At 72.3% G+C, this 24,046-nt stretch carries 20 protein-coding genes; 13 read left to right on the forward strand and 7 right to left on the reverse strand.

Annotation, left to right across the window (positions count from 1 at the left end; genetic code table 11):
• Positions 1-1,302, reverse strand: a complete 1,302-nt coding sequence (locus tag AB0J97_RS27685; RefSeq protein WP_364093448.1) for a cytochrome P450 — start codon at positions 1,300-1,302, stop codon at positions 1-3.
• Positions 1,303-1,518: 216 nt separating this feature from the next.
• Here AB0J97_RS27685 and AB0J97_RS27690 point away from each other — a divergent pair, with 216 nt between their 5' ends.
• The 4 genes from AB0J97_RS27690 (at position 1,519) to AB0J97_RS27705 (ending at position 5,522) form a co-directional block, all read left to right on the forward strand.
• Positions 1,519-2,469 carry an acyl-CoA desaturase gene (locus tag AB0J97_RS27690; protein ID WP_357703587.1) on the forward strand — a complete coding sequence of 317 codons (951 nt, stop codon included), beginning with the start codon at positions 1,519-1,521 and terminating at the stop codon, positions 2,467-2,469.
• Positions 2,470-2,585: 116 nt separating this feature from the next.
• On the forward strand, positions 2,586-3,119 hold the full coding sequence (locus AB0J97_RS27695; RefSeq protein WP_364093451.1) for a hypothetical protein: 534 nt from the start codon (positions 2,586-2,588) through the stop codon (positions 3,117-3,119).
• A 26-nt stretch (positions 3,120-3,145) separates the two neighbouring features.
• The gene (locus AB0J97_RS27700; protein ID WP_364093453.1) at positions 3,146-4,165 is read left to right on the forward strand and encodes a hypothetical protein; all 1,020 of its coding nucleotides are present in this window, start codon (positions 3,146-3,148) and stop codon (positions 4,163-4,165) included.
• Between the two features lie 22 nt (positions 4,166-4,187).
• Positions 4,188-5,522, forward strand: coding sequence for a Dyp-type peroxidase (locus tag AB0J97_RS27705; RefSeq protein WP_364093456.1), 1,335 nt, complete (start codon positions 4,188-4,190; stop codon positions 5,520-5,522).
• A gap of 29 nt (positions 5,523-5,551) precedes the next feature.
• On the opposite strand, the gene AB0J97_RS27710 is transcribed toward AB0J97_RS27705, so the two are convergent.
• The 5 genes from AB0J97_RS27710 to AB0J97_RS27730 are packed head-to-tail and all read right to left on the reverse strand — an operon-like array spanning position 5,552 to position 12,099.
• Positions 5,552-8,164 carry a family 78 glycoside hydrolase catalytic domain gene (locus tag AB0J97_RS27710; protein ID WP_364093458.1) on the reverse strand — a complete coding sequence of 871 codons (2,613 nt, stop codon included), beginning with the start codon at positions 8,162-8,164 and terminating at the stop codon, positions 5,552-5,554.
• Positions 8,161-9,150, reverse strand: coding sequence for a serine hydrolase domain-containing protein (locus tag AB0J97_RS27715; protein ID WP_357703575.1), 990 nt, complete (start codon positions 9,148-9,150; stop codon positions 8,161-8,163). The genes AB0J97_RS27710 and AB0J97_RS27715 overlap by 4 nt, the downstream gene beginning before the upstream one ends.
• Entirely contained in the window at positions 9,147-9,965 is an 819-nt protein-coding gene (locus tag AB0J97_RS27720; RefSeq protein WP_357703572.1) for a carbohydrate ABC transporter permease, read from the reverse strand. The genes AB0J97_RS27715 and AB0J97_RS27720 overlap by 4 nt, the downstream gene beginning before the upstream one ends.
• Positions 9,962-10,816: a sugar ABC transporter permease gene (locus AB0J97_RS27725; protein ID WP_357703570.1), complete on the reverse strand. Its 855-nt coding sequence runs from the start codon at positions 10,814-10,816 to the stop codon at positions 9,962-9,964. Before AB0J97_RS27725 ends, AB0J97_RS27720 begins: the two co-directional genes overlap by 4 nt.
• Positions 10,810-12,099: an ABC transporter substrate-binding protein gene (locus AB0J97_RS27730; protein WP_357703567.1), complete on the reverse strand. Its 1,290-nt coding sequence runs from the start codon at positions 12,097-12,099 to the stop codon at positions 10,810-10,812. Before AB0J97_RS27730 ends, AB0J97_RS27725 begins: the two co-directional genes overlap by 7 nt.
• 158 nt (positions 12,100-12,257) lie before the next feature.
• Here AB0J97_RS27730 and AB0J97_RS27735 point away from each other — a divergent pair, with 158 nt between their 5' ends.
• From AB0J97_RS27735 to AB0J97_RS27745, 3 genes are all read left to right on the forward strand, one after another.
• Positions 12,258-13,268, forward strand: a complete 1,011-nt coding sequence (locus AB0J97_RS27735) for a LacI family DNA-binding transcriptional regulator (RefSeq protein WP_357703565.1) — start codon at positions 12,258-12,260, stop codon at positions 13,266-13,268.
• Positions 13,269-13,336: 68 nt separating this feature from the next.
• Entirely contained in the window at positions 13,337-14,920 is a 1,584-nt protein-coding gene (locus tag AB0J97_RS27740; RefSeq protein ID WP_357703563.1) for a hypothetical protein, read from the forward strand.
• A gap of 20 nt (positions 14,921-14,940) precedes the next feature.
• A complete protein-coding gene (locus tag AB0J97_RS27745) occupies positions 14,941-16,815 on the forward strand; it encodes a hypothetical protein (protein WP_364093466.1) in 1,875 nt (624 codons plus the stop codon).
• Here AB0J97_RS27745 and AB0J97_RS27750 read toward each other — a convergent pair.
• Positions 16,785-17,471: a TetR/AcrR family transcriptional regulator gene (locus AB0J97_RS27750; RefSeq protein ID WP_357703558.1), complete on the reverse strand. Its 687-nt coding sequence runs from the start codon at positions 17,469-17,471 to the stop codon at positions 16,785-16,787. The two genes, AB0J97_RS27745 and AB0J97_RS27750, sit on opposite strands and share 31 nt — an antisense overlap.
• 66 nt (positions 17,472-17,537) lie before the next feature.
• On the opposite strand from AB0J97_RS27750, the gene AB0J97_RS27755 reads away from it, so the two are divergent.
• The 6 genes from AB0J97_RS27755 to AB0J97_RS27780 are packed head-to-tail and all read left to right on the forward strand — an operon-like array spanning position 17,538 to position 24,044.
• The gene (locus AB0J97_RS27755; RefSeq protein ID WP_364093469.1) at positions 17,538-18,395 is read left to right on the forward strand and encodes an alpha/beta hydrolase; all 858 of its coding nucleotides are present in this window, start codon (positions 17,538-17,540) and stop codon (positions 18,393-18,395) included.
• A 10-nt stretch (positions 18,396-18,405) separates the two neighbouring features.
• Positions 18,406-19,659 carry an extracellular solute-binding protein gene (locus tag AB0J97_RS27760; RefSeq protein ID WP_364093472.1) on the forward strand — a complete coding sequence of 418 codons (1,254 nt, stop codon included), beginning with the start codon at positions 18,406-18,408 and terminating at the stop codon, positions 19,657-19,659.
• Positions 19,660-19,661: 2 nt separating this feature from the next.
• Entirely contained in the window at positions 19,662-20,579 is a 918-nt protein-coding gene (locus AB0J97_RS27765) for a sugar ABC transporter permease (RefSeq protein ID WP_364093475.1), read from the forward strand.
• Positions 20,576-21,376 (forward strand): carbohydrate ABC transporter permease, encoded by an 801-nt coding sequence (locus AB0J97_RS27770; RefSeq protein ID WP_357703550.1) that lies wholly within the window; start codon positions 20,576-20,578, stop codon positions 21,374-21,376. The genes AB0J97_RS27765 and AB0J97_RS27770 overlap by 4 nt, the downstream gene beginning before the upstream one ends.
• On the forward strand, positions 21,373-22,695 hold the full coding sequence (locus AB0J97_RS27775) for a M28 family peptidase (protein WP_364093479.1): 1,323 nt from the start codon (positions 21,373-21,375) through the stop codon (positions 22,693-22,695). The genes AB0J97_RS27770 and AB0J97_RS27775 overlap by 4 nt, the downstream gene beginning before the upstream one ends.
• Positions 22,692-24,044 (forward strand): carboxylesterase family protein, encoded by a 1,353-nt coding sequence (locus tag AB0J97_RS27780; RefSeq protein ID WP_364093482.1) that lies wholly within the window; start codon positions 22,692-22,694, stop codon positions 24,042-24,044. The genes AB0J97_RS27775 and AB0J97_RS27780 overlap by 4 nt, the downstream gene beginning before the upstream one ends.
• Positions 24,045-24,046: the final 2 nt, after the last annotated feature.

A 24,046-nucleotide genomic window follows, 5' to 3' on the forward strand; every position in this document is an offset into this window, starting at 1 on the left:
TCAGCCGTCCTTGCGTTCGGGGCCGAAGCCGAGGGTGAAGGCGTCGGGGAAGATGCCGAGCGTGCGCTCGACGCGGCCCGCCGGCGGCGGGAGCAGCCGCACCCCGGGACGCAGCAGCAGGCGGCGCACGGTCTCGGCGATCACCACGTCGGCCACGTGCACGCCGAGGCAGGCGTGATGACCGGACCCGAAGAACAGCCGATGATGGCCGGGACGGTCGAGGCGGAACTCGCCGGGCTCCGGCACCACGGCGTCGTCGAACATGGCCGAGGCCGGCGCCGCCAGCACGAACGTGCCCGCCGGGATCGTCGTGGCGCGCGGGGTGCCGGCTGCCAGGACGTGGTCGCGCTCGCACAGCCGGGGAAGCAGCTTGAAGAACGGGCTGAACCGCAGCGCCTCCCAGACGTACGGATCGAACCGCCCGGGGTCGGCGGCGACGGCCATGGCCTCGGCGAGCACCCGCGGGCGCAGCAGAAGCTGCTCGACCGCCTCGACCATGGCCCCGGGCGCGCTCTCCACGAAGCCCAGCGGCAGCCCCGCCATGTTGACCACGATGCGGTCGTCGGTCACGGCGGACCCGGCGGGCAGGCACGTGCGGACGAGCCGGGCGAAGACGTCGTCGGGGAGTTCGCCTCCGGCGCTCAGCGTGGCGCGGTGCTCGGCGAGGCGGTCGCGCACGTGTCCGACCAACTCGGCGCCCGCCTTGACGGAGGCCGCCTGGAGCTCGGGATCGCCGGCGAAGTTGGCGAAGCCGTCGGCGACGATCGCCCGCGTCCACCGGCCCAGGGTCCGCGGGTCGGGGCCGGGCACGCCGAAGTACCGCGCGCACACGCCGAGGGCGATCGGGCGGAACAGCCCGTGGACCGCTTCCAGGCGTCCGCCGGGCCGGGCGGCGTCGAGCAGGTCATCGGCGAGGCGGCCGGTCAGCTCGCGCACGTCGGCCGCGTCCTCGGGGGCGAGCAGGAGCCGCATCAGGCCCTTCTCCCGCCAGTTCATCGGCGTGGCGTCCCTGCCGAGCATGAACGGGGCGCCCAGCGCGGCGTCCAGGCGCGGGCCGAAGGCGCGTACGGAGAAGACCCGCTCGTGGGAGAGCACCTCGGCGACGTCGGCGAAGCGGGTCACGACCGTGAAGGCGGGGGTGACGAAGACGGGACGCCGCTCGCGCAACTCGGCGAACAGGCTCCGCCAGTCGGTCCGCATCCACTCCCGGACCAGGCCGAACGCGGATATCGGGTCCCTGGCCAGGGCCTCGTCGTACCTCTCCAGATAGCCGCCCGTCGTCGCCTGATCGACAGCACCCATTCCGCGGACCTTCCACCTGATGTCGGAGCGCACAGGGATGATCACGATGCGCAATCACAATCTAGGGAGGCGTCACAGCCTTTCTTCATGACGAGGGAGTGCATTGTTTGGTGCCTCACGGTAACTACTCCGTCACTGTCAGGACATTGCCGCAGTCCATGGGCCTGGTCATTGAATAAGGAGCCTGATCGCCCCGTGCCGCTCATCGGAGGAAACGTGACGTCACCCATGCCGCAGCCGGGCACGGCGGAGACGGTGACGGTCCCCACCGGCCGCCGCACCGCCTATCTGGTCGTCCTGGTCGTCCTGCCCGTGCTGCTGCTGGCCCTCGCGGTGCCGGCCGCCTGGGGCTGGGGCATCGGCCCCGGCGACCTGGTGATCGCGGTCGTGATGTACCTGGTGAGCATCTTCGGGATCGCCATCGGCTACCACCGCCTGTTCACCCACCGCGCCTTCAAGGCCAACCGGGGGCTGCGGATCGCGCTCATGCTGGCCGGCGGCATGGCCGTCGAGGGCCCCCTCACGCTGTGGGCCGCCGAGCACCGCCGCCACCACAAGTACGCCGACCGCGAGGGCGACCCGCACTCGCCGTGGCGCTACGGCGACAGCGGCCCGGCGCTGCTGCGCGGCATGCTGCACGCCCACATCGGCTGGTTCTACACGGCCCGTCAGCGCTCCAGCCGACGGCACTGGGTGCCGGACCTGCTGGCCGACCCGGACGTGCGCCGCTTCGACGCCGCCTACCCCTGGGTCGTCCTGCTGTCGTTCGCGCTCCCGGCCGCGGCCGGCGGGCTGTGGTCGATGTCGTGGTCGGGCGCGTGGAGCGGGCTCCTGTGGGGCGGCCTGGTCCGGTACGCCGTGGTGCACCACGTCACCTGGTCGGTGAACTCGATCGCGCACACCTTCGGCGACCGCCCGTTCCGCACCCGGGACCGTTCGTCCAACGTGTGGTGGGTGGCGATGCTGACGCTCGGCGAGGGGTGGCACAACTGGCACCACGTGGAGCCCGCCTGCGCCCGGCACGGCGTGCTCAGGGGCCAGCTCGACCCCAGCGCGCGGCTGATCCGCTGGTTCGAGCGGGCGGGCTGGGCCCAAGGCGTGCGCTGGCCGGCCCCCGACCGCCTCGCGGCCCGCCGCGCCGAGCACCTCCCCGACTCCTCGCGCTGATCCGGCGGCCGGCGTTCGCGTGTGATACCGCGACGCGGCGCACCCTTATGGGACGATGGAGCCAGTCAGGTCGCTTCAGCCCTCCTCCCACGAGCACGACGTTGGAGAGGACGGCCATGGAGATCAGGCCGCAGGCGGTCGTCATCCCGAAGGAGACCGGCCACCTGGAACAGGGCAAGTACGGGCCCGTCTTCCCGCGCGGCCCCGCGTGTTACGGCTTCACCATCATCGCCGGCGTCAAGCCCGGCCGGGCCGACGCGATCCGGAGCTACGGCGACACGCTCGCCGAGGCGCTGCGGGACGACCCGACCCTGCTGGCCCCCCTGAAACTGCACTACCTGCGCTGGGTGCTGTTCGACGACGACACCCGCTTCATGTACCAGGGGATCTTCGACACCGACTTCGACAAGTACACCGAGGACGCCATCGCGCTGTTCACCCGGGCGGGGGTGAGCACGGTCTTCGAGAACCTCGAAGGCTTCCCGGAGGACTGGAAGACCAACCCCGAGGCGTTCGTCAGGTTCGTCCGTGCGCATCACTGCCCGAGCTTCATCGAGTACGGCGAGTACCCGTACGTCACCGCCGACGAGATCAAGAAGGCCCTGCGGATCAAGGGCGCTCTGTCGGAGATGCTCGACCAGTTGCAGTGACGGCCTCGCACGGCGCAGGAGATCAGATGAGTGAGTCGAAGACGGCGCGCACCTACAACCAGGACCACGTGCCGCGCCCGTACGCCCCCGGCCGGCGACGGGTGAGCATCTACGTCGCATGGAGCTACCCGGCCGAAGCGGGCCGGGACGTGACCGTGCTGGACAACCGGTTCTCCACGATGACCGAGGTGCGCCGCGTGCAGTGGCCGGCCTACGAGGACCCGCAGTGGTCGGACCCCATGCGCTTCCAGCAGGGCATCGCGGGCGGGCTGGAACTGTTCTTCTGGGGCTGGCTGCCCTTCCAGCGGTTCGTCCGGGAGGCCACCGGGTACCCGGTGCCCGTGTATCAGCGCGTCGACCAGGCCGGATTCCACACTCCGCTGGACGAACGGGTGCTGGCCGACACCGACACCCTGTTCGTGTGGGGGCTGGACCACATGATCACGGGACAGGAGGCCACGCCGGCGGAGATCGAGGCGCTGCGCGAGTTCCTCACGCGTGAAGGGACGTGTCTGGCTCTGGGGCCGCATCACGACGTCGGCGCGACCGACGACCTGGCGGTGCGCGACCTGGAGTACCACCATCACGGCGACGCGCTCGTGCCCCGCCAGCAGCGCTTCGGCAGGTACACCCGGTCGCTGATGGAAGGGCTGGGCGTGCCGGTGGAGAACCGATACGGCCTGCGTCCCGCGGTGACGGACGCGGGCACGAACGCCCCGCTGACCATCGCCAGGGACCTGGACAGCCGGGGGTGGCTGGACGGGGTGTCCCACTTCAACTTCCACATGCACCTTCCCCACTACGCCGTGACCACCGACGACCCGGACGCCGTCCGGGTGCTGGGCCGGCAGCCGGTCGACCTGACCAGGCCGCCGCACCCGTTCGTCGAGGCCGGGAACACCGAGTTCAACATGTTCCTGTGGCTGCCTCCGCGCGGTGACCGGGCCGGGGACGTGATCCTCGCCGACTCCACGATCTTCAGCTCGCTGTTCGGCGTGGACGACAGCCTGCGCGCCTTCTGGAACAACCTCGTCACAGCGAAGTAGCACGGCAGGAAGGCGCACTCCGGTGAGCGAAGAGTCTCGGGTCCCGCTCGAACTGGACGACATCCAGCGTGGCGTCCTCGGCGCGCGGCCGACCCCGTACGCGGCGACGTACCTCCTGTTCCGCATCGACGACCGCGCGCAGGGCCGGGAGCTGATGCGGCGGGTGAGCGCCGTGGTGACCTCCGCCGCCGACGCCATGAGCCCCCTGGGGGAGACGTGGGTCAGCGTCGCGCTCACCTACCACGGGCTGGACGCCCTCGGCGTCCCCCGGCGGTCGCTGGACACGTTCGCGTGGGAGTTCAGGCAGGGCATGGCCGCCCGCGCCGCCGCTCTGGGGGACACCGGGGACAGCGCCCCCGTCCATTGGGAGCCGCCGCTCGGCACCCCCGGCGTGCACGTGGTGCTGGTGGCGGTCGCGCCCGACAGCGCGCAGCTGCGGGCCGCGATCGAGCGCGCCCGCCCGGCCTACGAGGCCCTGCCCGGCGTGACGGCGATCTGGCGGCAGGACTGCCACGCCCTGCCCACCGAGACCGAGCCCTTCGGCTACCGCGACGGCATCAGCCATCCCGCCGTCGAGGGCAGCGGCGTCGCCGGCTCCAACCCCCTGGAGGTGCCGCTCAAGGCGGGCGAGTTCGTGCTCGGCCACCCCGACGAGCTCGGCGGCACCCAGGCCCCGCAACCCGACGTGCTCGGACGCAACGGCACCTACGTGGCCTTCCGCAAGCTCCACCAGCGGGTCGCGTTGTTCCGGCGCTACCTCAAGGACAACGCCACCGGCCCGGAGGACGAGGAACTGCTGGCCGCGAAGATCATGGGACGCTGGCGCAGCGGCGCGCCGCTGGCGCTCTCCCCGCTCCACGACGACCCCGGCCTCGGCGCCGACGCCGCCCGCCGCAACGCCTTCCTGTACCGGCGGGACGACCCCGCGGGCCTCACCACGCCCGGCGGCTGCCACATCCGCCGGGCCAACCCTCGTGACGCGGAGGTGGCCGGAGTCCCGAGGTTGCACCGCATGATCAGGCGCGGCACCGTCTACGGGCCGCCGCTGCCCGACGGCGTCCTGGACGACGACGGCGCCGACCGGGGGCTGATGTTCGCCTTCGTCGGCGCCCATCTCGGGCGGCAGTTCGAGTTCGTCCAGAGCGAATGGATGAACGACGGCGTCTTCTTCGGCGCGGGCCCGGCCAGGGATCCCCTGACCGGCTCCGCCGACGGCTCCGGCGACTTCACCATCCCCCGGCGTCCCGTACGGCGGCGCCTGCGGTCCCTGCCGCGGTTCGTCGTCACGCGTGGCGGCGAGTACGGCTTCATGCCGAGCCTGACCGCGCTGCGCTGGCTGGGCGACCTCACGGGCTGACGTCCGTGGACGCCGTGCGCCCGTGCGGGTCACCGGCCCAGGTCGTCCCAGTCCTGGAGCAGGTGGGACGTGGCCGCGGCGGGGGCGGTGAACGACCAGCGGCCCGGCGGCAGGTCCAGGGCGCAGCCCCCGTCGGCCAGCCTGGTGGTCGGCAGCTGCTCGCCGAGGCCCATGAGGAAGGTGCCGTTGACGGCCATCCCGTCCCACGCGCCGCGTACGGGCAGCACCGCGCGGGCGGTCACGCCCTCCGGGACGGCGAACGTGAACTGCACCCCGTCAGGCCCGGCCCGCCAGCCCGACTCGACGGTCCCCGACGCGCTGTCGTAGCGGGCGTGCGCCTGCCGCAGCAGCGGGACGGGCCCCGGACGCAGCAGCAGCTCGCCGAAGCCGCCGTTCGTCCCGCGCGGGTCGTCGCCCAGGCCCGCCACGTGCCGGAACAGCCAGTCGCCCACGCAGCCATAGGCATAGTGGTTGAAGGAGTTCATGGCGGGGGTCTGCAGGCCGTACCGGTGGTGCCAGGCGTCCCAGCGCTCCCACATGGTCGTCGCCCCGGCGCGGAGCTGGTAGCGCCAGGACGGGTAACCCTCCTGGTTGAAGATCCGGCACGCCAGGTCGTGGTGGCCGGTCTCCGACAGCACGGGCAGCAGCAGGGGGGTGCCGACGAAGCCCGTCATGAGCCGGTGTCCGGCGGCGCGGACCAGCTCGGCCAGCGCCTGCGCCGACGCGGCCCGGTCCTCGGGCGGGACCAGGTCCCAGGCCAGGGCGACGGCGTAGCCCGTCTGCGTCTCGGTGCGCAGCTTCGGCCCGTCGAGGAAGGCCCGCCGGAAGGCGTCCGTGACGCGGGCGGACGCCTCGCCGTACTCGGCGGCGTGCGGCTCGCCGAGCACGTCGGCCGCCTGCGCGACCAGGCGGAGGGTGCGGGCCAGTGCGGCGGTGGCGATGAGGTTCTTGGGCGTCTCGACCGTGCCGGGGGCCAGCCAGTCGCCCAGCGCCCTGCCCGGTCTGACGCAGTCCTCGGACTGGGCCAGGCAGTAGTCGGCCCATCGCCGCATCGGCTCGTACGCGCGGCGCAGCGTGCGGTCGTCGCCGTAGCGCCGCCACAGCAGCCACGGCACCTCGACCAGCGCGTCGGACCACACGGGGGAGTCGTATCCGTACTCGGGCAGGACCGGCGCGACGTGCGGGACCGCGCCGTCGGCGCGCTGCCCGTCGATCAGCGTCGTCACCCAGCCGGACAGGAACGCCTGCGTGTGCCGCAGGAAGCTGAGCGTCGAGCCGAACACCGAGATGTCGGCCGTCCAGCCGGTCCGCTCGTCGCGCTGCGGGCAGTCGGTCGGCACGCTGACCAGGTTGCCGTCCGCCGACGCGCCGATGTTGGCGACGAGCTGCCGTACGGCGGGGTCGCTCACGGTCAGCGAGCCCGTGACGGCGAGCGCGGACGACAGCAGCACCGCCTCCAGGTCGTCCGGCCTCAGCGCGCCCGGCCAGCCGGTGACCTCCGCGTAGCGGAACCCGTGCAGGGTGAACGCGGGCTCCACGACGTGCGATCCCGGGCCGAGGACGAACTCGTCGATCTGGTCCGCGGTGCGCAGGTTGTCGGTGTAGAGCCGCCCGGTCGCGGTCAGCTCCTCCCCGTGCCGCACCACGATCCGCACGGGCCCCGGCGCGTCGACGCGCAGCCGGACGCGCCCGACGACGTTCCGTCCGAAGTCGGCCACCTGCACGCCCGGCGCGGGTTCGGTCACCGACACCGCGGGTGCCGTGCCGATCACCCGTACCGGGGGAGCGGGGTCGGCCTCCACCAGGATCTCCGGGGCGGCCGCCGTCCCGGCCGGTCCGGCCTGCGGGGAAGGCGCCTGGACGGTCTCGCCCATCACCAGGTCGGCGCGCGGGCGGCCGAGGTCCCGCCGGGTCCAGGAGGCGTCCGTGGCGAACACGCGGCGCGGGCCGTCGTCGTCCCGTACGAGCACCTGGGCGCTGGCGGCGGGCCGGTCGCCGTAGCGGCGCGGGCCGCCGCCGGCGACGTGACCGGCGTACCAGCCGGGAGCGAGCCACAGCTCCAGCTCGTTCTCGCCGGGCACGAGCAGGTCGGTGAGCTCCAGCAGCCGGTAGCGGGTCCGGTGGCCGTAGTCGGTCCAGCCGGGGGCCAGCTCCTCCTCGCCCAGCCGCGTCCCGTTGAGCAGGGCCCGGTAGACGCCGAGCGCGGTGGCGGCCAGCCAGGCGCGCCCCGGAGCGGGACGCCAGGTGAACGACCCGCGCAGGCCCACCGCCGCCTGGGGGTCGCCCGGCAGCCAGGCGGCGTCCCACTCACCGCGCGCCCGCAGGCCCGTGGTGAACGCGCCGGTCGCGTGCCCGTCCACCCGCCACGTGTACGGCGTCAGCGGCGCCAGCCGCTCGTCCGGCACGTCCACGCCGTGCGCTCCGGCGGGCACGGACGACCGCCACACCTCGCGGCCGTCCGCGGACAGCACCACGGTGGCCTCCTCGGGCAGCCGGGCGTCCCACGACAGCCGGGGCGACGGCTCGTCCACGCCCACCGGATCCGCCAGACCACACGTCAGGCCCGCCCGCGTACCGGACGGGACCGAACGGATGTAGGGCGTCTGCGCGCCCGAGACCTGCACCCCCGATTCCCGGTTCACGCATCTAGCCCGGTGGTGAAGGCGTTGTGCAGGCCGTCGACGTCGACGCCGTACAGGCTCGGCGCCATCACGTTGATCAGCAGCACGAAGCACGCGTCCTGCTCCGGGTACATCCACCACTGGCAGCCCGAGGCGCCGCCGTGGCCGTACAGCCGGCGTTCGAGCAGGCCGGGGGCCGAGTGGCGCAGGTTCCAGGTCAGGCCCCAGTCCTGCCCGGCGTTGACCGGGTCGGGCTGGAGCTTGACCAGGCCCGTCGTCTGCGGGGTCGTCATGGCGGCCAGCGTGGTCGGGTGGATCAGCGCGCGGTCGCCGCGCAGCAGCGCCCCGCCCAGCGCCAGGAGGTCCTCGGCACGGGAGAACAGCGCCCCCGCCGGATGGCGGAGCCGGACGAACGCGTCGAAGTCGAAGCCGGGGCCGAGCAGCTCGACGCCGTGGACCTCGGCCGCCTCGCACGCCGGGTCGAACGTGATGCGCCCGCCACCCGGCACCAGCGTGTTCAGGTCGGAGTCGATCAGGTCGGCCACGTCGCGGCCCGTGACGTCGCGGACCATCTCCGCGATCCCGGCGAAGGCCAGGTTGGAGTAGTGGCTGAGGGTGCCCGCCTCGAACATCGCCGGCGCGGTGACGAGGTGCTCCAGCAGGTCGTCGGGCGTGAGCGTCTGCTCGGCGATGCCGCTGGTGTGGGTGAGCAGGTGCCAGAGCGTCACGTCGGGCCGCGCGAAGTTCGGCAGCGCGTCCCGCAGCGGGCGGCGCAGCGACAGCAGCCCGCGCTCGACCTGGCGCAGGGCGAGCAGCCCCATCAGCGGCTTGGTCACCGAGAACAGGGCGAAGTGGTCCTCGGTCCTGGTCGCGCGGCCGTCGTGCTCGCCGAACGCCTCCAGCACCTGGATCCCGTCGGAGGTGGCGGCGCCGAACACCGCGCACGGCAGCCGTCCCTCCTTGATCTCGCGCCTGACCCAGTCGAGCGCGATGTCGTGCGTGGTCATCCCTTCAGTGCACCTTCCGTGAGGCCGGCCAGGACGCGCTTCTGCGCGACGACGTACACCGCCACGAGGGGCAGTGTGGTGAGCAGGACGTGGGCGAAGACGAGGTTCCAGTTCAGGCTCTGCAAGGTGCCGGAGGCGAACTGGAACAGGCTCAGCGGCAGCGTGGCGTTCGCACTGCCCTGAAGCAGGAAGAGGGCGAAGAAGAAGTCGTTCCAGACGTTGATGATCAGGATCACGCCGCCGACGAACAGCACCGGCCGCAGCAGGGGCAGCAGGATGCGGACGAACACCTGCGGGCGCGAGGCGCCGTCGATGGCGGCGGCGTGCTCCAGGTCCGGCGGGAACGCCCGGACGAACCCGGTCGCCAGGAAGATCACGATGCCCAGGCGGCAGCCGGTCATCGTCAGCACGTAGCCGAGCGAGCCGCCGTCCAGCGACAGGGCGCGCAGCAGGTAGACGGTCGGGATGATGGACGGCGGCAGCAGGATCGACAGGCCCATCACGAAGTAGGCCGCCTGCAACCAGCGCGACCGGCTGCGCCCGAAGGCCCACGCCGCCGCCGCGCCGAGGAGGACCACGGCCACCACGATCGGCACCGTCACCTTGAGGCTGTTGAGCAGCCCGGTCAGGTAGCCGCCGCGGTCGAGCACGATGCCGTAGTTCTCGGCGATCGCCCACGTCCTGGGCAGGCCGAGGCCGAGCTCGGCGGCCTCGCCCGCGGGCTTGAAGGAGTTGACGACCACGAGCCAGACGGGCACCAGCACCCACGGGATCGCGAAGAGCGTCAGCGCCGCGTACTTGAGGGCCGCTCTCATCCCGTCACCTCCCTGCGTCGCAGCCACCACACCAGGGGCACGGCGGTGGCGATCACCAGCAGCGTCACGGTGAACCCCAGCGCGCTGGCCGAGCCGAAGAAGCCCTGTCCCCACTGCTGGCGCATCACCACGTTCAGCGCCCGCGTGTGGTCGCCGGGCCCGCCGCCGGTGGTGGCGGCGATCACGTCGTACGCGCTGAGCGCGCCCACCAGCGTGACCGCCACGTTGAAAGTCAGTGCCGGGGCGAGCATCGGGAACACCACCCGCCGGAGCCGGGTCCACGGGCCGGCCCCGTCCACGGTCGCCGACTCCAGCAGCGCCTGCGGGATGGAGTTGAGGCCCGCGATGTAGACGAGGGTGATCAACCCGCTCCACTTCCAGGCGTCGATGAACGCGACCACCACCAGCGCGGTGGACGGTTCGCCCAGCCACGCCCACTCGATGCCGAGGAAGGAGTTGACCGCGCCGTCGGGGGCCAGCAGGCCGCGCCAGATGTATCCGGCGGCCAGCGGCGAGATGAGCGTCGGCAGGAAGAACGCCGAGCGGAAGACGGTGTTGATCCGGCTGGTCCGCTGGAGGGCCAGGGCCAGCGAGAGGCTGACGGTGTTCTGGATCGCCATGCACAGGATCGCGTACAGCACGGTCACGGTGACCGCGTTGGCCAGCAGGTCCTGGTCGATCAGCGTGCGGACGTTCTCCAGCCCGTTCCAGGTGATCTCGGCCCGGAAGCTCGTCCAGGAGGAGAACGCGAACCGCACGTTGAGCAGGAACGGGGCGACGAAGAAGACCGTGACCAGCACGATCGCGGGCAGGGCCCACGGCAGCCAGGCCGCCCTGTTCCGCATCACCATCCGGGCAGCCCTGCCGCCTTGGCCGCCTGCTCGACCTGGCCCTGGAGCTGGGTCGCCGCCTTCTGCGGGTCCTTCTGCCCGGCGATCAGCTCGGACATGAGCTGGGCCAGCCCGCCCATGCCGGGGATGTCGGAGTTGAAGGCGATGACCGCGCCGGTGTCGTAGGCCTTCTTGACGTCCTGCAGCACGGACGAGACGCCCTGCGGGTCGGGCACGTCCTTGAGCACGGGGAAGGTCTTGGACGCGGCGATGTACTCGGCGTAGGCCGGGCCGGTCATGAAGCGCACGAAGTCGAGCGAGGCCTTCTCCCGCGCCGCGTCCCCGGTCTTGGGCAGGTAGAACGTGCCGATCGGGCCGGGCGCGTACGTCACCAGCGGCTTGTCGCTGGACAGGCCGACGAAGCCGACGGACTCGTCCACGGTCTTCTGGTCGCCGCCGGCGGCCGCGAGCAGGGCCGGGAGCATGTCGGAGTGCTGGGCGACCATGGCGGCCTCGCCGGTGACGAGGGCCTTCATGGAGTCCTCGAACTTGGCGGTGACGATGTCCTTGTTGAAGCAGCCGTCGGCCTTGAGCTTGGCGTAGGCGGTCAGACCGGCGACGAAGGGCGAGCCGGGGTCGGCCAGCGTGCTGCTGTGGCCCGCGATGGCCTTGCCGTACGCGTTGCCCTGGTTGGCGCCGGCCAGGTAGAGGATGGGCAGGATCTGCACCGGCCAGATCGACCCGCCCGACTCGAAGACCGGGGTGACCCCCGCGGCCTTGAGCTTGGGGCAGGCGGCGGCGAGCTCGGTGAAGTCGGCGGGCGGGGTCAGCCCGGCCTTGGTGAAGACCTTCTTGTTGTAGTAGAGGCCGAAGACCTGGGGGAAGCCGGTGATGGCCGCGTAGACCTTGCCGTTGACGGACCCGGCGGCCTGGTAGAGGTCGCCGGACCTGGCGATGTAGGCCTCGCCGGTCAGGTCGCGCAGGTTCTCGGCCGGGTTGAGGGCGAGCAGGCCGCTCACCGTCGCGTGGTACTCCAGGACGTCCGGACGGTCGCCGGTGGCCCACTTGGTCTGGGTGGTGTCCTCGAAGCCGTCGGACGGGATGGACACCAGCTCGACCTTGTGACCGGACTGCTTCTCGAACTTCTTGTACATCTCCAGCAGCGGCGCCGGGTCCGCGCTGTTGTGCCAGATGGTCAGCTTCACCTGGCCGGTCCCCTCGGGGGCGGAGGACCCGCAGCCGGAGAGGGACAGGGCGAGGACGGCGCCGAGCGCCGCGCCGAGCGGACGAGTGGGTGCTCTCACGCTCGTTCTCCTGTTCGTGTGGGGGAGAAATGTGTAGAACGTTCTACGGCATCCCAGAAACGCTCGTCAAGGGGGTGGACCTGAGGAGTGGTGGCGCGTTAGCCTCTGCTCTCAGCAAATGTGTAGTTCGTTCTACAGGGACACATGAAGGACGGCGTGTGACGAGCGGACGAGTGACGATCGCCGATGTGGCCAGGCGGGCCGGGGTCTCCACGGCCGCCGTGTCCAAGGTGGTACGCGGGGCCTACGGCGTGAGCGCGGAGATGCAGGCCAAGGTCACGCAGGCCATCGACGAGCTGGGCTACCGCCCGCACGCCGCGGCCCGCGCCCTGCGCGGACGCACCTACACCCTCGGCGTCATGCTCTCCGACACGCGCAACCCGTTCTTCCCCGACATCATCGAGGGCATCACCGGCCGGCTGGGCGACACCGAGTACCAGGTGCTGCTCGGACCCGGCGGGATCGAGCCCAAGACGCAGGCCAGGATGACCGACGCCATGATCGACCGGAGCATGGACGGGCTCATCCTGATCTCGCCGGTCATGACGGACGCCGAACTCGCCGTCATCGCGGCGGCCGCCCCGGTCGTCGTGGTGGGCAGGCACGGCGGCGCCGCGGCCTACGACGCGGTCGTCGACGACGACGTGATGGGGGCCCGGCTCGTGGTCGACCACCTGGTCGGGCTCGGGCACACCCGGATCGCCCACATCACCCACCTGGAGCGGGCCCGCGCCCAGGGACTGCCGCACATGGTGCGCGCCGAAGGCTACCGCCAGGCGATGCGCGCCCACGGGCTCGCCGACGACGTGCTGGCCACCTCCTTCACCGAGGAGGGCGGCTTCGAGGGTGCGCGGGAACTGCTCGCCCGCGACGACCGGCCCACCGCGATCTTCGCCGGGGCCGACATCGCGGCGCTCGGCGTGCTGCGCGCCGCCGACGAGGCGGGCCTGTCGGTGCCGGAGGACCTCTCCGTCGCCGGATACGACAACATCGGCATCGCCTCGCTCAAACGCATCTCGCTCACCAGCGTCGACCAGGACGGACGGGTGATCGGGGCGACCGCCGCGCGCCTGCTCGTCGAGCGCATCGAAGGACGCACGCGATCGGTGGCGTCGTCGGTGTCACCCACGCTGATCGTCCGCGGGACCACAGGACCACCTCGCCACTGAGGGCCGGCCGCACGTCGGGGGACTGCCGCGGACCATGCATTAAAACGATTCGATGGAAGGACCCCCACGTGAGACGACTCGCTCTCCTAGCCCTTCTCCTCCCGCTGGTCGCGCCCGCGCAACCGGCCTTCGCCCGGCCGGCCGCCGCGACCACCTGCCCGGCCAGGGTCGACCCCGCCGCGTTCGCCTCCGAGGCCCGCCTGGGCACCCTGGCCGGGCAGCAGAAGGCGTTCGGGCCCCGGCCGACAGGTTCCGCCGCGCACGCCGGCTACGTCGACTGGCTGGAGCAGGAGATGGCGGCCATCCCCGGCCTCCAGCTCTCCTCCATGCCCTACGCCATCGACCGCTGGGACAACCTCGGCACCGGCCTGACCGTCGGCGGCACGTCCGTGCAGGTCGCGGCGCCCGTGCCGTTCTCGTCCTCGACCGGTGCGGGTGGCGTCTCGGCGCCGCTCGTCCACCTGGCCGCGGGGACGAACATCACCGCGGCCAACGCCGCCGGGAAGATCGTCGTCCGGGACCTGCCCTGGACCAACGTGCCCAACCTGCTGTTCTATCCGCCCACGCTCGGCTACTCCATGTACGACCCGGGCATGACGATCAACCTGCTCGGCTCGGAGTCGATGGAGGCCCCGGCCGCCGCCGACGCCGACCTCAAGGCGGCCGCCGCCGCGGGCGCGCTGGGCGTGATCGAGATCAGCCAGCTCCCGCACGCCCAGATCAAGGACATGTACGCACCCTACGAGGGCCTGCCGTACGGCGTGCCCGGCGCGTACGTCGGCGCCGACCAGGGCAAGCAGATCAAGGACGCGCTGGCCGCCGGGCAGCCGGTGCAGGCCGCGCTGACCGTGAACGCCGCCTGGACGCCGACGACCACCCGGACCCTGCTCGCCACGCTGCCCGGCGGGAGCGCCCAGAAGATCGTCGTGGAGAGCCACACCGACGGCATGAGCCCGGTGTGGGACAACGGCCCGCTCACCATGATCGAGATGGCCCGCTACCTGTCGTCGCTGCCGGTGGCGTGCCGTCCGCGGACCGTGCAGTTCGCGTTCGTGACCGGCCACCTCTACCAGCACCTGACCGGTCCCGACGTCCGGGAGGGCGGCGCGGGCCAGCTCGCCGCCCAGCTCGACGCCGAGTACGACCAGGGCAAGGTCTCCTCCGTCGTCGTGCTCGAACACCTCGGCGCCAAGCGTTACGACGCGGTCGCCAGGCCGAACGGCTTGCCGGGCAAGCAGCTCGTCGCCAGCCCCAACCTCACCGAGCTGCTGTGGGTCCCCGTCAGCGAGAGCACGCCGCTGCGCGAGCTCGTCAAGGGCCACATCGAGTACTGGGACGTGCGGCGCACCGCGATCCTGAAGGGCCTGTCGGCCGCCGACCTCGCCACGGTCCCGCGCCACTGCAGCTTCGGCGGCGAGGGCACGCCGTACAACCAGCACCTGCTGCCCGTCATCGCGCCCATCGCCGCGCCCAAGACGCTGTTCTCGCCGCAGTTCGGCGTCGAGGCGATCGACCTGCCGGTGATGCGCAAGGCGTCGCTCGCCTTCACCGACGTCGTGCTCGACCTCGGCCCGATGGCCCAGTCGGACGTGGCGGGCGACGTGACCGCCATGCGCCAGCAGCGCGCCTCCGGCACGCCGGGGTGTGCGTGAGCGTGGACAGGAGGGCACTCGTGCGCCGGCACACCGTCGCCGACGCCGGGTGCCCGCTCACCGTGGGAAACGGGGAGTTCGCCTTCACCGCCGACGCCACCGGGCTGCAGACCTTCGCGCCGCTGGGCACGCAGGCGCAGTGGGGCTGGCACACGATGCCCAACCCCAAGGGCCACGTGCTGGAGGACGCGCTCACCGACTACGACGGCGTCGGCTATCCGGACCTGTACCCGGCCACCGAGGCGGGCGGCTGGCTGCACGTGAACCCGCACCGCCTGCATCTCGGGCGGATCGGCCTGGACGCCGACGAGAGCGCCGCGCTCGGCCGGTCGGCGCAGACCCTCGACCTGTGGACCGGCACGCTGTCCAGCTCGTTCGAGCTGGGCGGCCTGCCGTACGAGGTGGAGACGGTCTGCCATCCCGAGCGGGACCTGCTGGCCGTACGCGTGGTGGGCGGCACGGGGATCAGGATCGCCTTCCCCTACGCCAGCGACGGCTGGCACACCACCGCCGACTGGGACAGACCCGACCGGCACAGCACCACGTGCACCCAGCGCGGCTCGCGCTGCGACTTCACCCGCGTCCTGGACCAGGACCGCTACCACGTGGCGGCCGAGTGGACCGGACCGGCGCGGCTCACCTCGCCCGGTCCGCACGTGTACCTGATCCAGGGCGACGAGCTGGAGCTCGTCGTCGAGTTCGCCCGCGAGCCCGTCGGCGCCGCCCTGCCGTCCTTCTCCCAGGTCCGTACGGCCGCCGCCGCCCACTGGGAGCGGTTCTGGACGAGCGGCGGAGCGGTGAGCTTCGAGGGCAGCACCGACCCGCGGGCGCCCGAGCTCGAACGCCGGGTCGTGCTCTCGCAGTACCTCACCGCGGTCAACTGCGCGGGCTCCACCCCGCCGCAGGAGACCGGGCTGGTCGTCAACTCCTGGAGCGGCAAGTTCCACCTGGAGATGCACTGGTGGCACGCCGCCCATTTCGTCCTGTGGGGCAGGCCGGAGCTGCTGGAGCGGAGCCTGCCGTGGTACCGCTCGATCCTGCCGCGGGCCAGGGCCACGGCCGCGCGGCAGGGGTTCCGCGGCGCCCGCTGGCCCAAGCAGGTGGGGCCGGAGGGCCGGGAGAGCCCGAGCGAGATCGGCGCGTTCATCGTCTGGCAGCAGCCGCACCTGATCTACTTCGCCGAGCTGCTCCGCCGGGCCCGCCCGGGGGCGCTGGAGGACTACCGGGACCTGGTGTTCGAGACGGCCGAGTTCATGGCCTCCTTCGCCGGCGGCGGGCATCTGGGGCCGCCGCTGGTCCCGGCGCAGGAGTCCTACCACGAGTCCAGGCGGACGGTGCGCGATCCCGCGTTCGAGCTGGCCTACTGGTGGTGGGGGCTGGAGACGGCCCAGCGGTGGCGGGGCCTGCTCGGCCTCGACCCGGACCCGGAGTGGGCGCGGGTCCTGGACGGCCTGGCCCGGCCGCTGGTGCGCGACGGCGTCTACGCGGCCGTCGGCGTGGAGCCGTACACGGTCAGGACCGACCATCCCTCGATGACCGGCGCGCTCGGGTTCGTGCCGCCCACCCCGCTGATCGACCCCGAGACCATGCGGGCCACCCTGCACGACGTGCTCGCCGACTGGGACTGGGAGAGCGCCTGGGGCTGGGACTTCCCGATGCTCGCCATGTGCGCGGCCCGGCTCGGCGAGCCCGCCACGGCCGTGGACGCGCTGCTGATGGACGCCCCGAAGAACACCTACCTGGCCGGCGGCCACAACCACCAGTGGGCCGGCCTGCTGCCGCTCTACCTGCCGGGCAACGGCGGTCTGCTGGCCGCCGTCGCCCACATGGCGGCGGAGGGGTGTTTCCCCGAAGGCTGGCAGGTTCAGGCGGAAGGGGTGGTCGCCATGCCGTGATCGGGGCCCGCGAGCAGGGCGACCGTGTAGTGGTAGAGGTCGCCGGCCGACGACGTCAGGGTGGCGGCGCGGCCCGCGCGCACCTCCGAGGCGACGTACTCGGTGGTCCCGTAGACGATCAGGCGGGGGATCGGGGCGCGCAGCGGCGGCAGCGCGGGATCCTCCGCCCTGGCCCGCGCGGCCAGCGCCCCGAGCATGTCCAGGAAGGGCCGGTAGGCGGCGTCACGCTGCTCGACGGCCCGCTCGCCCGCCCTGGGCAGCTCCACGAAGTACGCCTGCGCGTACTCCGGGCGCTCCTGCCACCAGCTCAGATAGGCGACCATGCCCAGCCGCAACGCCTCGCGCCAGCGGCCGCCCGTGCCCGACGCGGCCGTGTGGATCGCGTCGATCATGTCGGGCAGGTCGCGCTCGCACCCGGCGAGGAAGCACGCCTCCTTGTCGGCGAACTGGGCGTAGAAGGCGTTGCGCGAGACCCGCGCGGCGGCGATCACGTCCGGGACGCTCGTGGCGGCGTAGCCGCGCCGCGCGACGAGCCGCAGCATGGCCTCCACGAGGCGGTCGCGCTGGGACTCGCGAACCGTGTCGGGGGAGAGCCCGTGCCGCCCTCTGGGAAGTGGCCGGACCGCCGGAACTTCCTTCTGTTCATCTCTTGACATCGCTCACCGATCGTACTTCCCTCTCTTAGGAGACGTTCACGTCTCCAAATATCCCACGAGGTGACCATGGAGAACTTCACCCGTCGGCAGGCGTTGCGGGCAGGGGCACTCGGCCTCATGTCGGCCGGATTCCTGTCGTGGACCACCGAGGCCGGCGCCGCCTCCACCATCGAGACGACCTACAAGGCGACGGGTCCGTGGCAGGTCGCCACCGGCACCTCGGGCGGCCACCGGCTCTACTACCCGGCCGACCTGGGAGCGGGCGGCGTCACCCACCCGATCGTGACCTGGGGCAACGGCTCGTGGGCCACCCCCGACAACTATCCGGGGCTGCTCAACCACCTGGCCTCCTGGGGCTTCGCGGTGGTCGCCTCCACCGACACCACCACGGGCACCGGCGCCGAGATCCTCGCCGCCGCCCAGCACCTCGTCGGCCTCGGCGGCGACCCCGCCAGCGTCTTCCACGGCAAGCTGAACACCGCCCAGGTCGGCGCCGTCGGCCATTCCCAGGGCGCGGGCGGGGTCGTCAACGCGGCCAACCACTCCGCCGGGCTGATCAAGACCGTCGTGCCGATCGCCGTGCCCGCGCAGTGGATGGCCAGCCCCGGAGACGAGTTCTCGGTGGCCGCCCTGACCTGCCCGGTGCTCTTCCTCAGCGGCGCGGACGACTGGCTGATCTCCTCGGCCGGGACCGTCCAGGGCTACTACGACCAGGCCACCGCCGGAGCGGGACGGGCGCTGCTCAAGGGCGCCGGGCACAACGACATCCAGAACACCGGCGGCGGCTTCCTCGGCTACGTGACCGCCTGGCTGAGGTACCGCCTCCAGGCCGACGCCCAGGCCCGCGCGGCGTTCACCGGCGGCGCCGCCGAGCTCCCCACCAACACCGCCTGGCAGAACCAGGCGCTCAAGAACCTCACCTAGGAGAACCACCATGGCGGATCTGACGCGGCGTGGGCTCCTCGCCGCCGGCGCGCTCACCCTGCTCGCCGGATGCGGCAAGGACCAGCCCCGGCAGCAGGCCGCGGGCGGCGGGCCGCGCGGCGAGGTCACCGTCTGGCTGCACGGCTCGCAGGACACCGGCCAGCAGTTCCAGGATCTCGTGCACCGCTACATCGCCGAGTTCAAGGTCGACGTGAAGCTGCTCTACCTGCCCGTGGGCCAGCTCGACGCCAAACTGCTGACCGCCTTCAGCGGCGGCGCCCCGCCCGACGTCTTCAAGATCGGCCACTGGAGCTTCCCCGCCCACGCCAGGAAGCAGCGGCTCGCGCCCGTCGACACCAAGGCGCTGCCGCTGCAGAACTACGAGCCGGGCACGACCACCCCGCTCACCTACCAGGACGTTCCCTACGGCGTGCCCATCGACTTCAACCCCTGCATGCTCTACTACCGCAAGGACCGGTTCGAGCAGGCCGGGCTCGACCCCGACAAGCCTCCGGCGACCTGGGAGGAGATCGCCGAGTACAGCGCCAAGCTCACCTCGAAGGACCGCGCGCGGGTCGGCCTCCAATGGCTCTACGGCGACCCGCAGTGGGCCCTCATGGCGCTGACCGCCCTCATCCGCGGCAAGGGCGGCGAACTCGTCACGGCGGGCGGCACGAAGGCGTCGCTCGCCACCGAGCAGGGCATCGGCGCCCTGACGTACATGTCGGGGATCGGCAACCCCAAGCTCTCCAACCCGCTGGGCGCGCTCGGCCTGTTCTACTCCGGCCAGGCCGCCATGGTCGTCAGCGGCGCCTTCCTCGGCCCGGCGCTGGAGAAGCTCGGCAAGGACAAGCTCACCTTCGGCAAGCAGTACGGCGTCGCGCCCATGCCCACGTGGGCCGGCGGCCCGTCCGTCGTGCCCGCCTACACCTGGGGCTGGGGCGTGGCCAAGGACTCGCCCAACCAGTTCACCGCCTGGCACCTCGTCAACTACCTCCAGGGCGGCCCGTCGGTCACGGCCAACCTGGACAACGGCATCATCATCCCCACCAAGGGCTGGCGCGACGCCGGGCCGCGCGGCAAGTCCGAGATCATGACGATCGTCGCCGACAGCCTCCCGCACGTCGACTTCGGCCCGATCATCCCCGGCACCCTCGAACTGGCGAAGGCCGCGGCCGGCGCCGTGGACTCCGTCGCGCACGGCAAGGCGACCCCCGCCGAGGCCGCGGCGACCTTCGACGCCGCCGTGCGGCCGGCCCTGTGAGCGTGCTCGGCGAGGTCGGAGCCCGTCCGAGTGGGCCGGTGGGCGTGCTCGGCAGGGTCAGGGCCCGTCCCGAGGCCACGGCGGGCGTGGCGCTGACCCTGCCGGTGGCCGTCTTCTTCGTGGTGTTCTGGCTCGTCCCGTTCCTGTCGGCGATCTATCTCAGCTTCACCGACTACGAGATGGCCGGGACGCCCAACTGGATCGGGCTGGCCAACTACGAGCGCATGTTCGCCGATCCCGGCTTCCTCAACTCGGCGTGGATCACCGTCGTCTACACGGTCTGCACGGTCGTCCCGACGATCGTGCTGGCCCTGCTGGTGGCCGTGCCGCTGAGCAGGCCGGGACGGCTCAACCGCTGGCTCAGGGCGCTCGTCATGATCCCGGCCGTGATGCCGCTCGCCGCGACGTCGATGGTCTGGGTGATCATCTACTCCGACCGCGGCCTGGCCAACACGCTGCTCGGCCTGGTCGGGATCGCGCCGCAGTCCTGGCTGACCAGCTCCGGCCTGGCCATCTGGGCGCTGGTCGTGATGGTCGTCTGGAAGAGCATGGGACTGTTCGTGATCATCCTGACCGCCGGCCTCCAGGCGCTGCCCGGCGAGGTGTACGAGGCCGCCGCCATCGACGGCTCGGGGCCGGTGACCACGTTCACCCGGATCACGCTCCCGCTGCTGCGCAGGACCCTGCTGTTCGTCCTGGTCATCTCGGTGGCCGGATCGATGCAGGCGTTCGTGCCCGCCTTCCTGCTCACCGGCGGCGGGCCCGCCGACGCCACCCAGGTGCTGCCCTACTACATCTGGGCCAACGCCTTCCCCTACGAGCACATGGGCTATGCCGCCGCGATGGGCATGGTGCTGCTGGCCGCGATGGTGATCGTCTCGGCGCTGCAGTTCACGTTCCTGAAGGGCGGCGACGAATGAGGGTCCTGCGTACCGCCTGGCTGATCGTCGCGGTCGGGTTCATGCTGCTGCCGGTCTACGCCATGATCGTGGTCGCCTCGGCGCCCGACGACACCGACCTGCGCGGGCTGGTCTTCAACGGCTTCCACCTGCCCGAGAACATCGGGGTGCTGTTCGGCGACGGCAACCTGCCCACGTACCTGCGCAACAGCCTCATCCTGTGCGTCGGCACCGCCGTCCTGGACGTGATCTTCTCGGCCGCCGCCGGGCACGCGATGGCCCAGCTGTCCTTCCCCGGCCGCCGCCTGCTGTTCGCGCTGGTCGTCGGCACGCTGGCGCTCACGCCGATGGTCCTGGTCATCCCGGTCTTCCTCATCGTGAAGGAGCTCGGCTGGGTCAACACGTTCCAGGGCATGATGGTGCCGGGCATGATCAGCGCGTTCGGCGTCTTCCTGGTGCGGCAGTTCGCCCTCGGCATCCCCAAGGAGCTACTGCTGGCCGCGCGGGTCGACGGCGCGGGGGAGTTCCGCATCTTCGCGCGCATCGCCGTGCCGCTGCTCAAGCCGGCGCTCATCACCCTGTTCCTGGTGCATTTCCTGGCGCAGTGGGACAACCTGCTGTGGCCGCTGATCGTGGCCAACGAGCAGGAGCTGTGGCCGTTGCCGGTGGGGCTGGCCAACTTCCAGAGCGAGGTCGGCGTCACCTACCACCTGACCACCACCGCGGCGCTGGTCACCGCCGTGCCGCCGTTCGTCCTCATGGTCGCGCTGCAGCGCTACTACGTGGCGGGGCTCACCTTCGGAGGGCTGAAACGATGATCCCGGACCTGGTCCCCGGCGCCGCGCGGATGATGGCGTGGATCGAGACGGTCACCGCGCGGGGCGTCAGGCGTCCCGGCTACCCGGCCGACGACTGGACCGCCGCGTGGGCGGCCGAGCGCTTCACCGGGTTCGGGCTGCGCGACGTGCGGCTGACGCCGGTCGAGCTGCCCGTCTGGCGGCCGGTGACGGCGGCCCTGGAGGTGCGCCTGGACGCCGACCCGTCCAGGGGCGTCCGGGTGGCGGCCTCCGCCCTGCCCTACACCACGCCGAAGGCGGTCGTGCGCGCGCCGGTCAGCCGCGAGGTCGTGCCGGGGGCGATCGTCGTGCCCGAGTACGCCTTCACCGAGCTGCCGCAGTCCTATGTCAGGGACCTGGCGACGGCCGTGCACGACCCCGAGGACGTCTTCGGTGAGCTGGTCCAGACGCTGCCGTTCCAGCTCGACTACCTCGACGTCCTCCAGGGCGTCATCGACGGCGGCGCCGCCGCCTTCGCGGGCGCGCTGACCGGGGTGCCGTGGGAGACCCGCGACTACTACGTGCCCTACGACGCCGTCCACCGCGACCTGCCGGCCGTCTGGCTGTCGGGCGGCGACTCGCGCCGGGTGCTCGACCTGGTCGACGAGGGGCCCTGTACGGGCACGCTCACCGTCGAGTCGGAGACGGGCCCGGCCGTCTCGCACAACGTGATCGGCACGCTCCCCGGCCGCTCCGACCAGTGGATGATCATCGGCTCGCACCACGACGCGCCCTGGGCCTCGGCCGTCGAGGACGCCTCCGGGATCGCGCTGGTGCTGGCCGCCGCCCAGTACTGGGCCGCGGTGCCCGAGCGCGACCGGCCGCACAACCTGCTCTTCCTGCTGACCGCGGGCCACATGGCGCACGCCGCCGGCACCCGGGCCTTCATCGAGGACAACCGCGGCCTGCTGGACGACGTCGTCCTCCAGCTCCACCTGGAGCACGCCGCCCGGCGGTGCGTGGTCGAGGACGGCGAGCTCACGCCCACCGGCGACCCCGAGACCCGCTGGTGGTTCACCAGCAGGAAGCCGGAGCTGGAGAGCCTGGTGGCGGCGGCCCTCGTCGCGGAGGACCTGAGACGCTCGTTCGTGCTGCCGCCGGACGTGTTCTCGCCGATGCCGCCCACCGACGGGGCCTTCTTCCATCCCGAAGGGGTGCCGCTCGTGCACTTCCTGTCGGCTCCCATGTACCTGTTCGACTCGGCCGACACCCTGGACAAGGTGGACGAGGCCGGGCTTGAGCCGCTCACCCGGGCGGCCGTCAGAATCGTCGAAGGGACGGCCGGATGGCGCCGGGCATGATCGTGCGTACCGCGTCGGGGCTGGTCGAGGGCATGGTCGAGGAGGGGGTGCTCGCCTTTCTCGGGGTGCCGTACGCCGCCCCGCCCTTCGGCGAGCACCGCTTCGGCGCGCCCGTCCCGCCACCGGCGTGGGACGGCGTGCGGCCCGCCGTCACGCGCGGCCCCGCCGCCCCGCAGGCGGCCGGTGAGGACATCGGCCTGTATGCGCCCGACGTCTTCCAGGCCGGCGAGGACTGCCTCAACCTCGACGTGCGCACCCCGCGGACCGGCCCGGCGGGGCTGCCCGTCCTGGTCTGGATCCACGGCGGCGCGTTCTCCATCGGCGGCAACGGGGCGGCCTGGCACCAGGGCCACCGCTTCGCCCGCGACGGCGTGGTCTGCGTGGCCGTCAACTACCGGCTCGGCTTCGAGGGCTTCCTGGCCCTGGAGGACGCCCCGCTCAACCGGGGCGTCCTCGACTGGCTGGCCGCGCTGGAGTGGGTGCGCGACAACATCGCGGCCTTCGGCGGCGACCCCGGCAACGTGACGGTCGCCGGGCAGTCGGCGGGCGCCGCCGCCGTCGCCACCCTGCTGACGATGCCCCGCGCCGCAGGGCTGTTCCATCGCGCGATCGTGATGAGCGGCTCGGCCACCCTGGTCGCCGGCGAGCAGGAGGCCCGCGACCATGCCAAGGCGCTCGCCGCCCGGCTGGGCATCGCCCCGACCAGGTCGGCCTTCGCCGCGCTGTCCCCCGAGGCGCTCGTCGCCGAACAGCCGCCGCCGCTGACCGGCGACTCCGGCGGGCTGAACGAGTCGGTGCCGGTCAAGCCGGTCGTGGACGGCGATCTGATCCCGGACGTCCCGCTGGCCGCCCTGCGCGCGGGCGCGAGCGGGGATCTGCCCCTGCTGGTCGGCTGCACGTCCCAGGAGGCCGACGTGTTCGTCCGCCGGATGGCCGCCGGTGTCGACGAGGCCGGTGCGCAGGCCCTGCTGGACCATCTCGGCGTCCAGGTGGACGAACCCGGCCGCACGCCCGCCGAACGCGTCGGACGCGCCGTCACCGAGCACCTGTTCACCCGCGAGACCCGCTGGATCCGCGAGGCCAGGCCCGCCCACGGCTACGAGTTCCGGTGGGAGTCGCCCGTCGAGAGCCCGGTCGGCGGCGGACGCGTGGGCGCGGTGCACAACCTCGACCTGCCGTTCGTCTTCGACGTGCTGGACGCGCCCGGCGTCGCACGCACCGCGGGGCCGGACGCGCCGCAGGCGGTGGCCGACGCGATGCACGCCGCCTGGGTGCGTTTCGCCCGCACCGGCGACCCCGGCTGGCCGCTCGGGCACACCATGATCTTCGGTGAGCCCGCCGGCGGGTGAGG

Origin of the sequence: Nonomuraea sp. NPDC049607 (assembly GCF_040675375.1) — a bacterium.
Lineage (GTDB): Bacteria > Actinomycetota > Actinomycetes > Streptosporangiales > Streptosporangiaceae > Nonomuraea.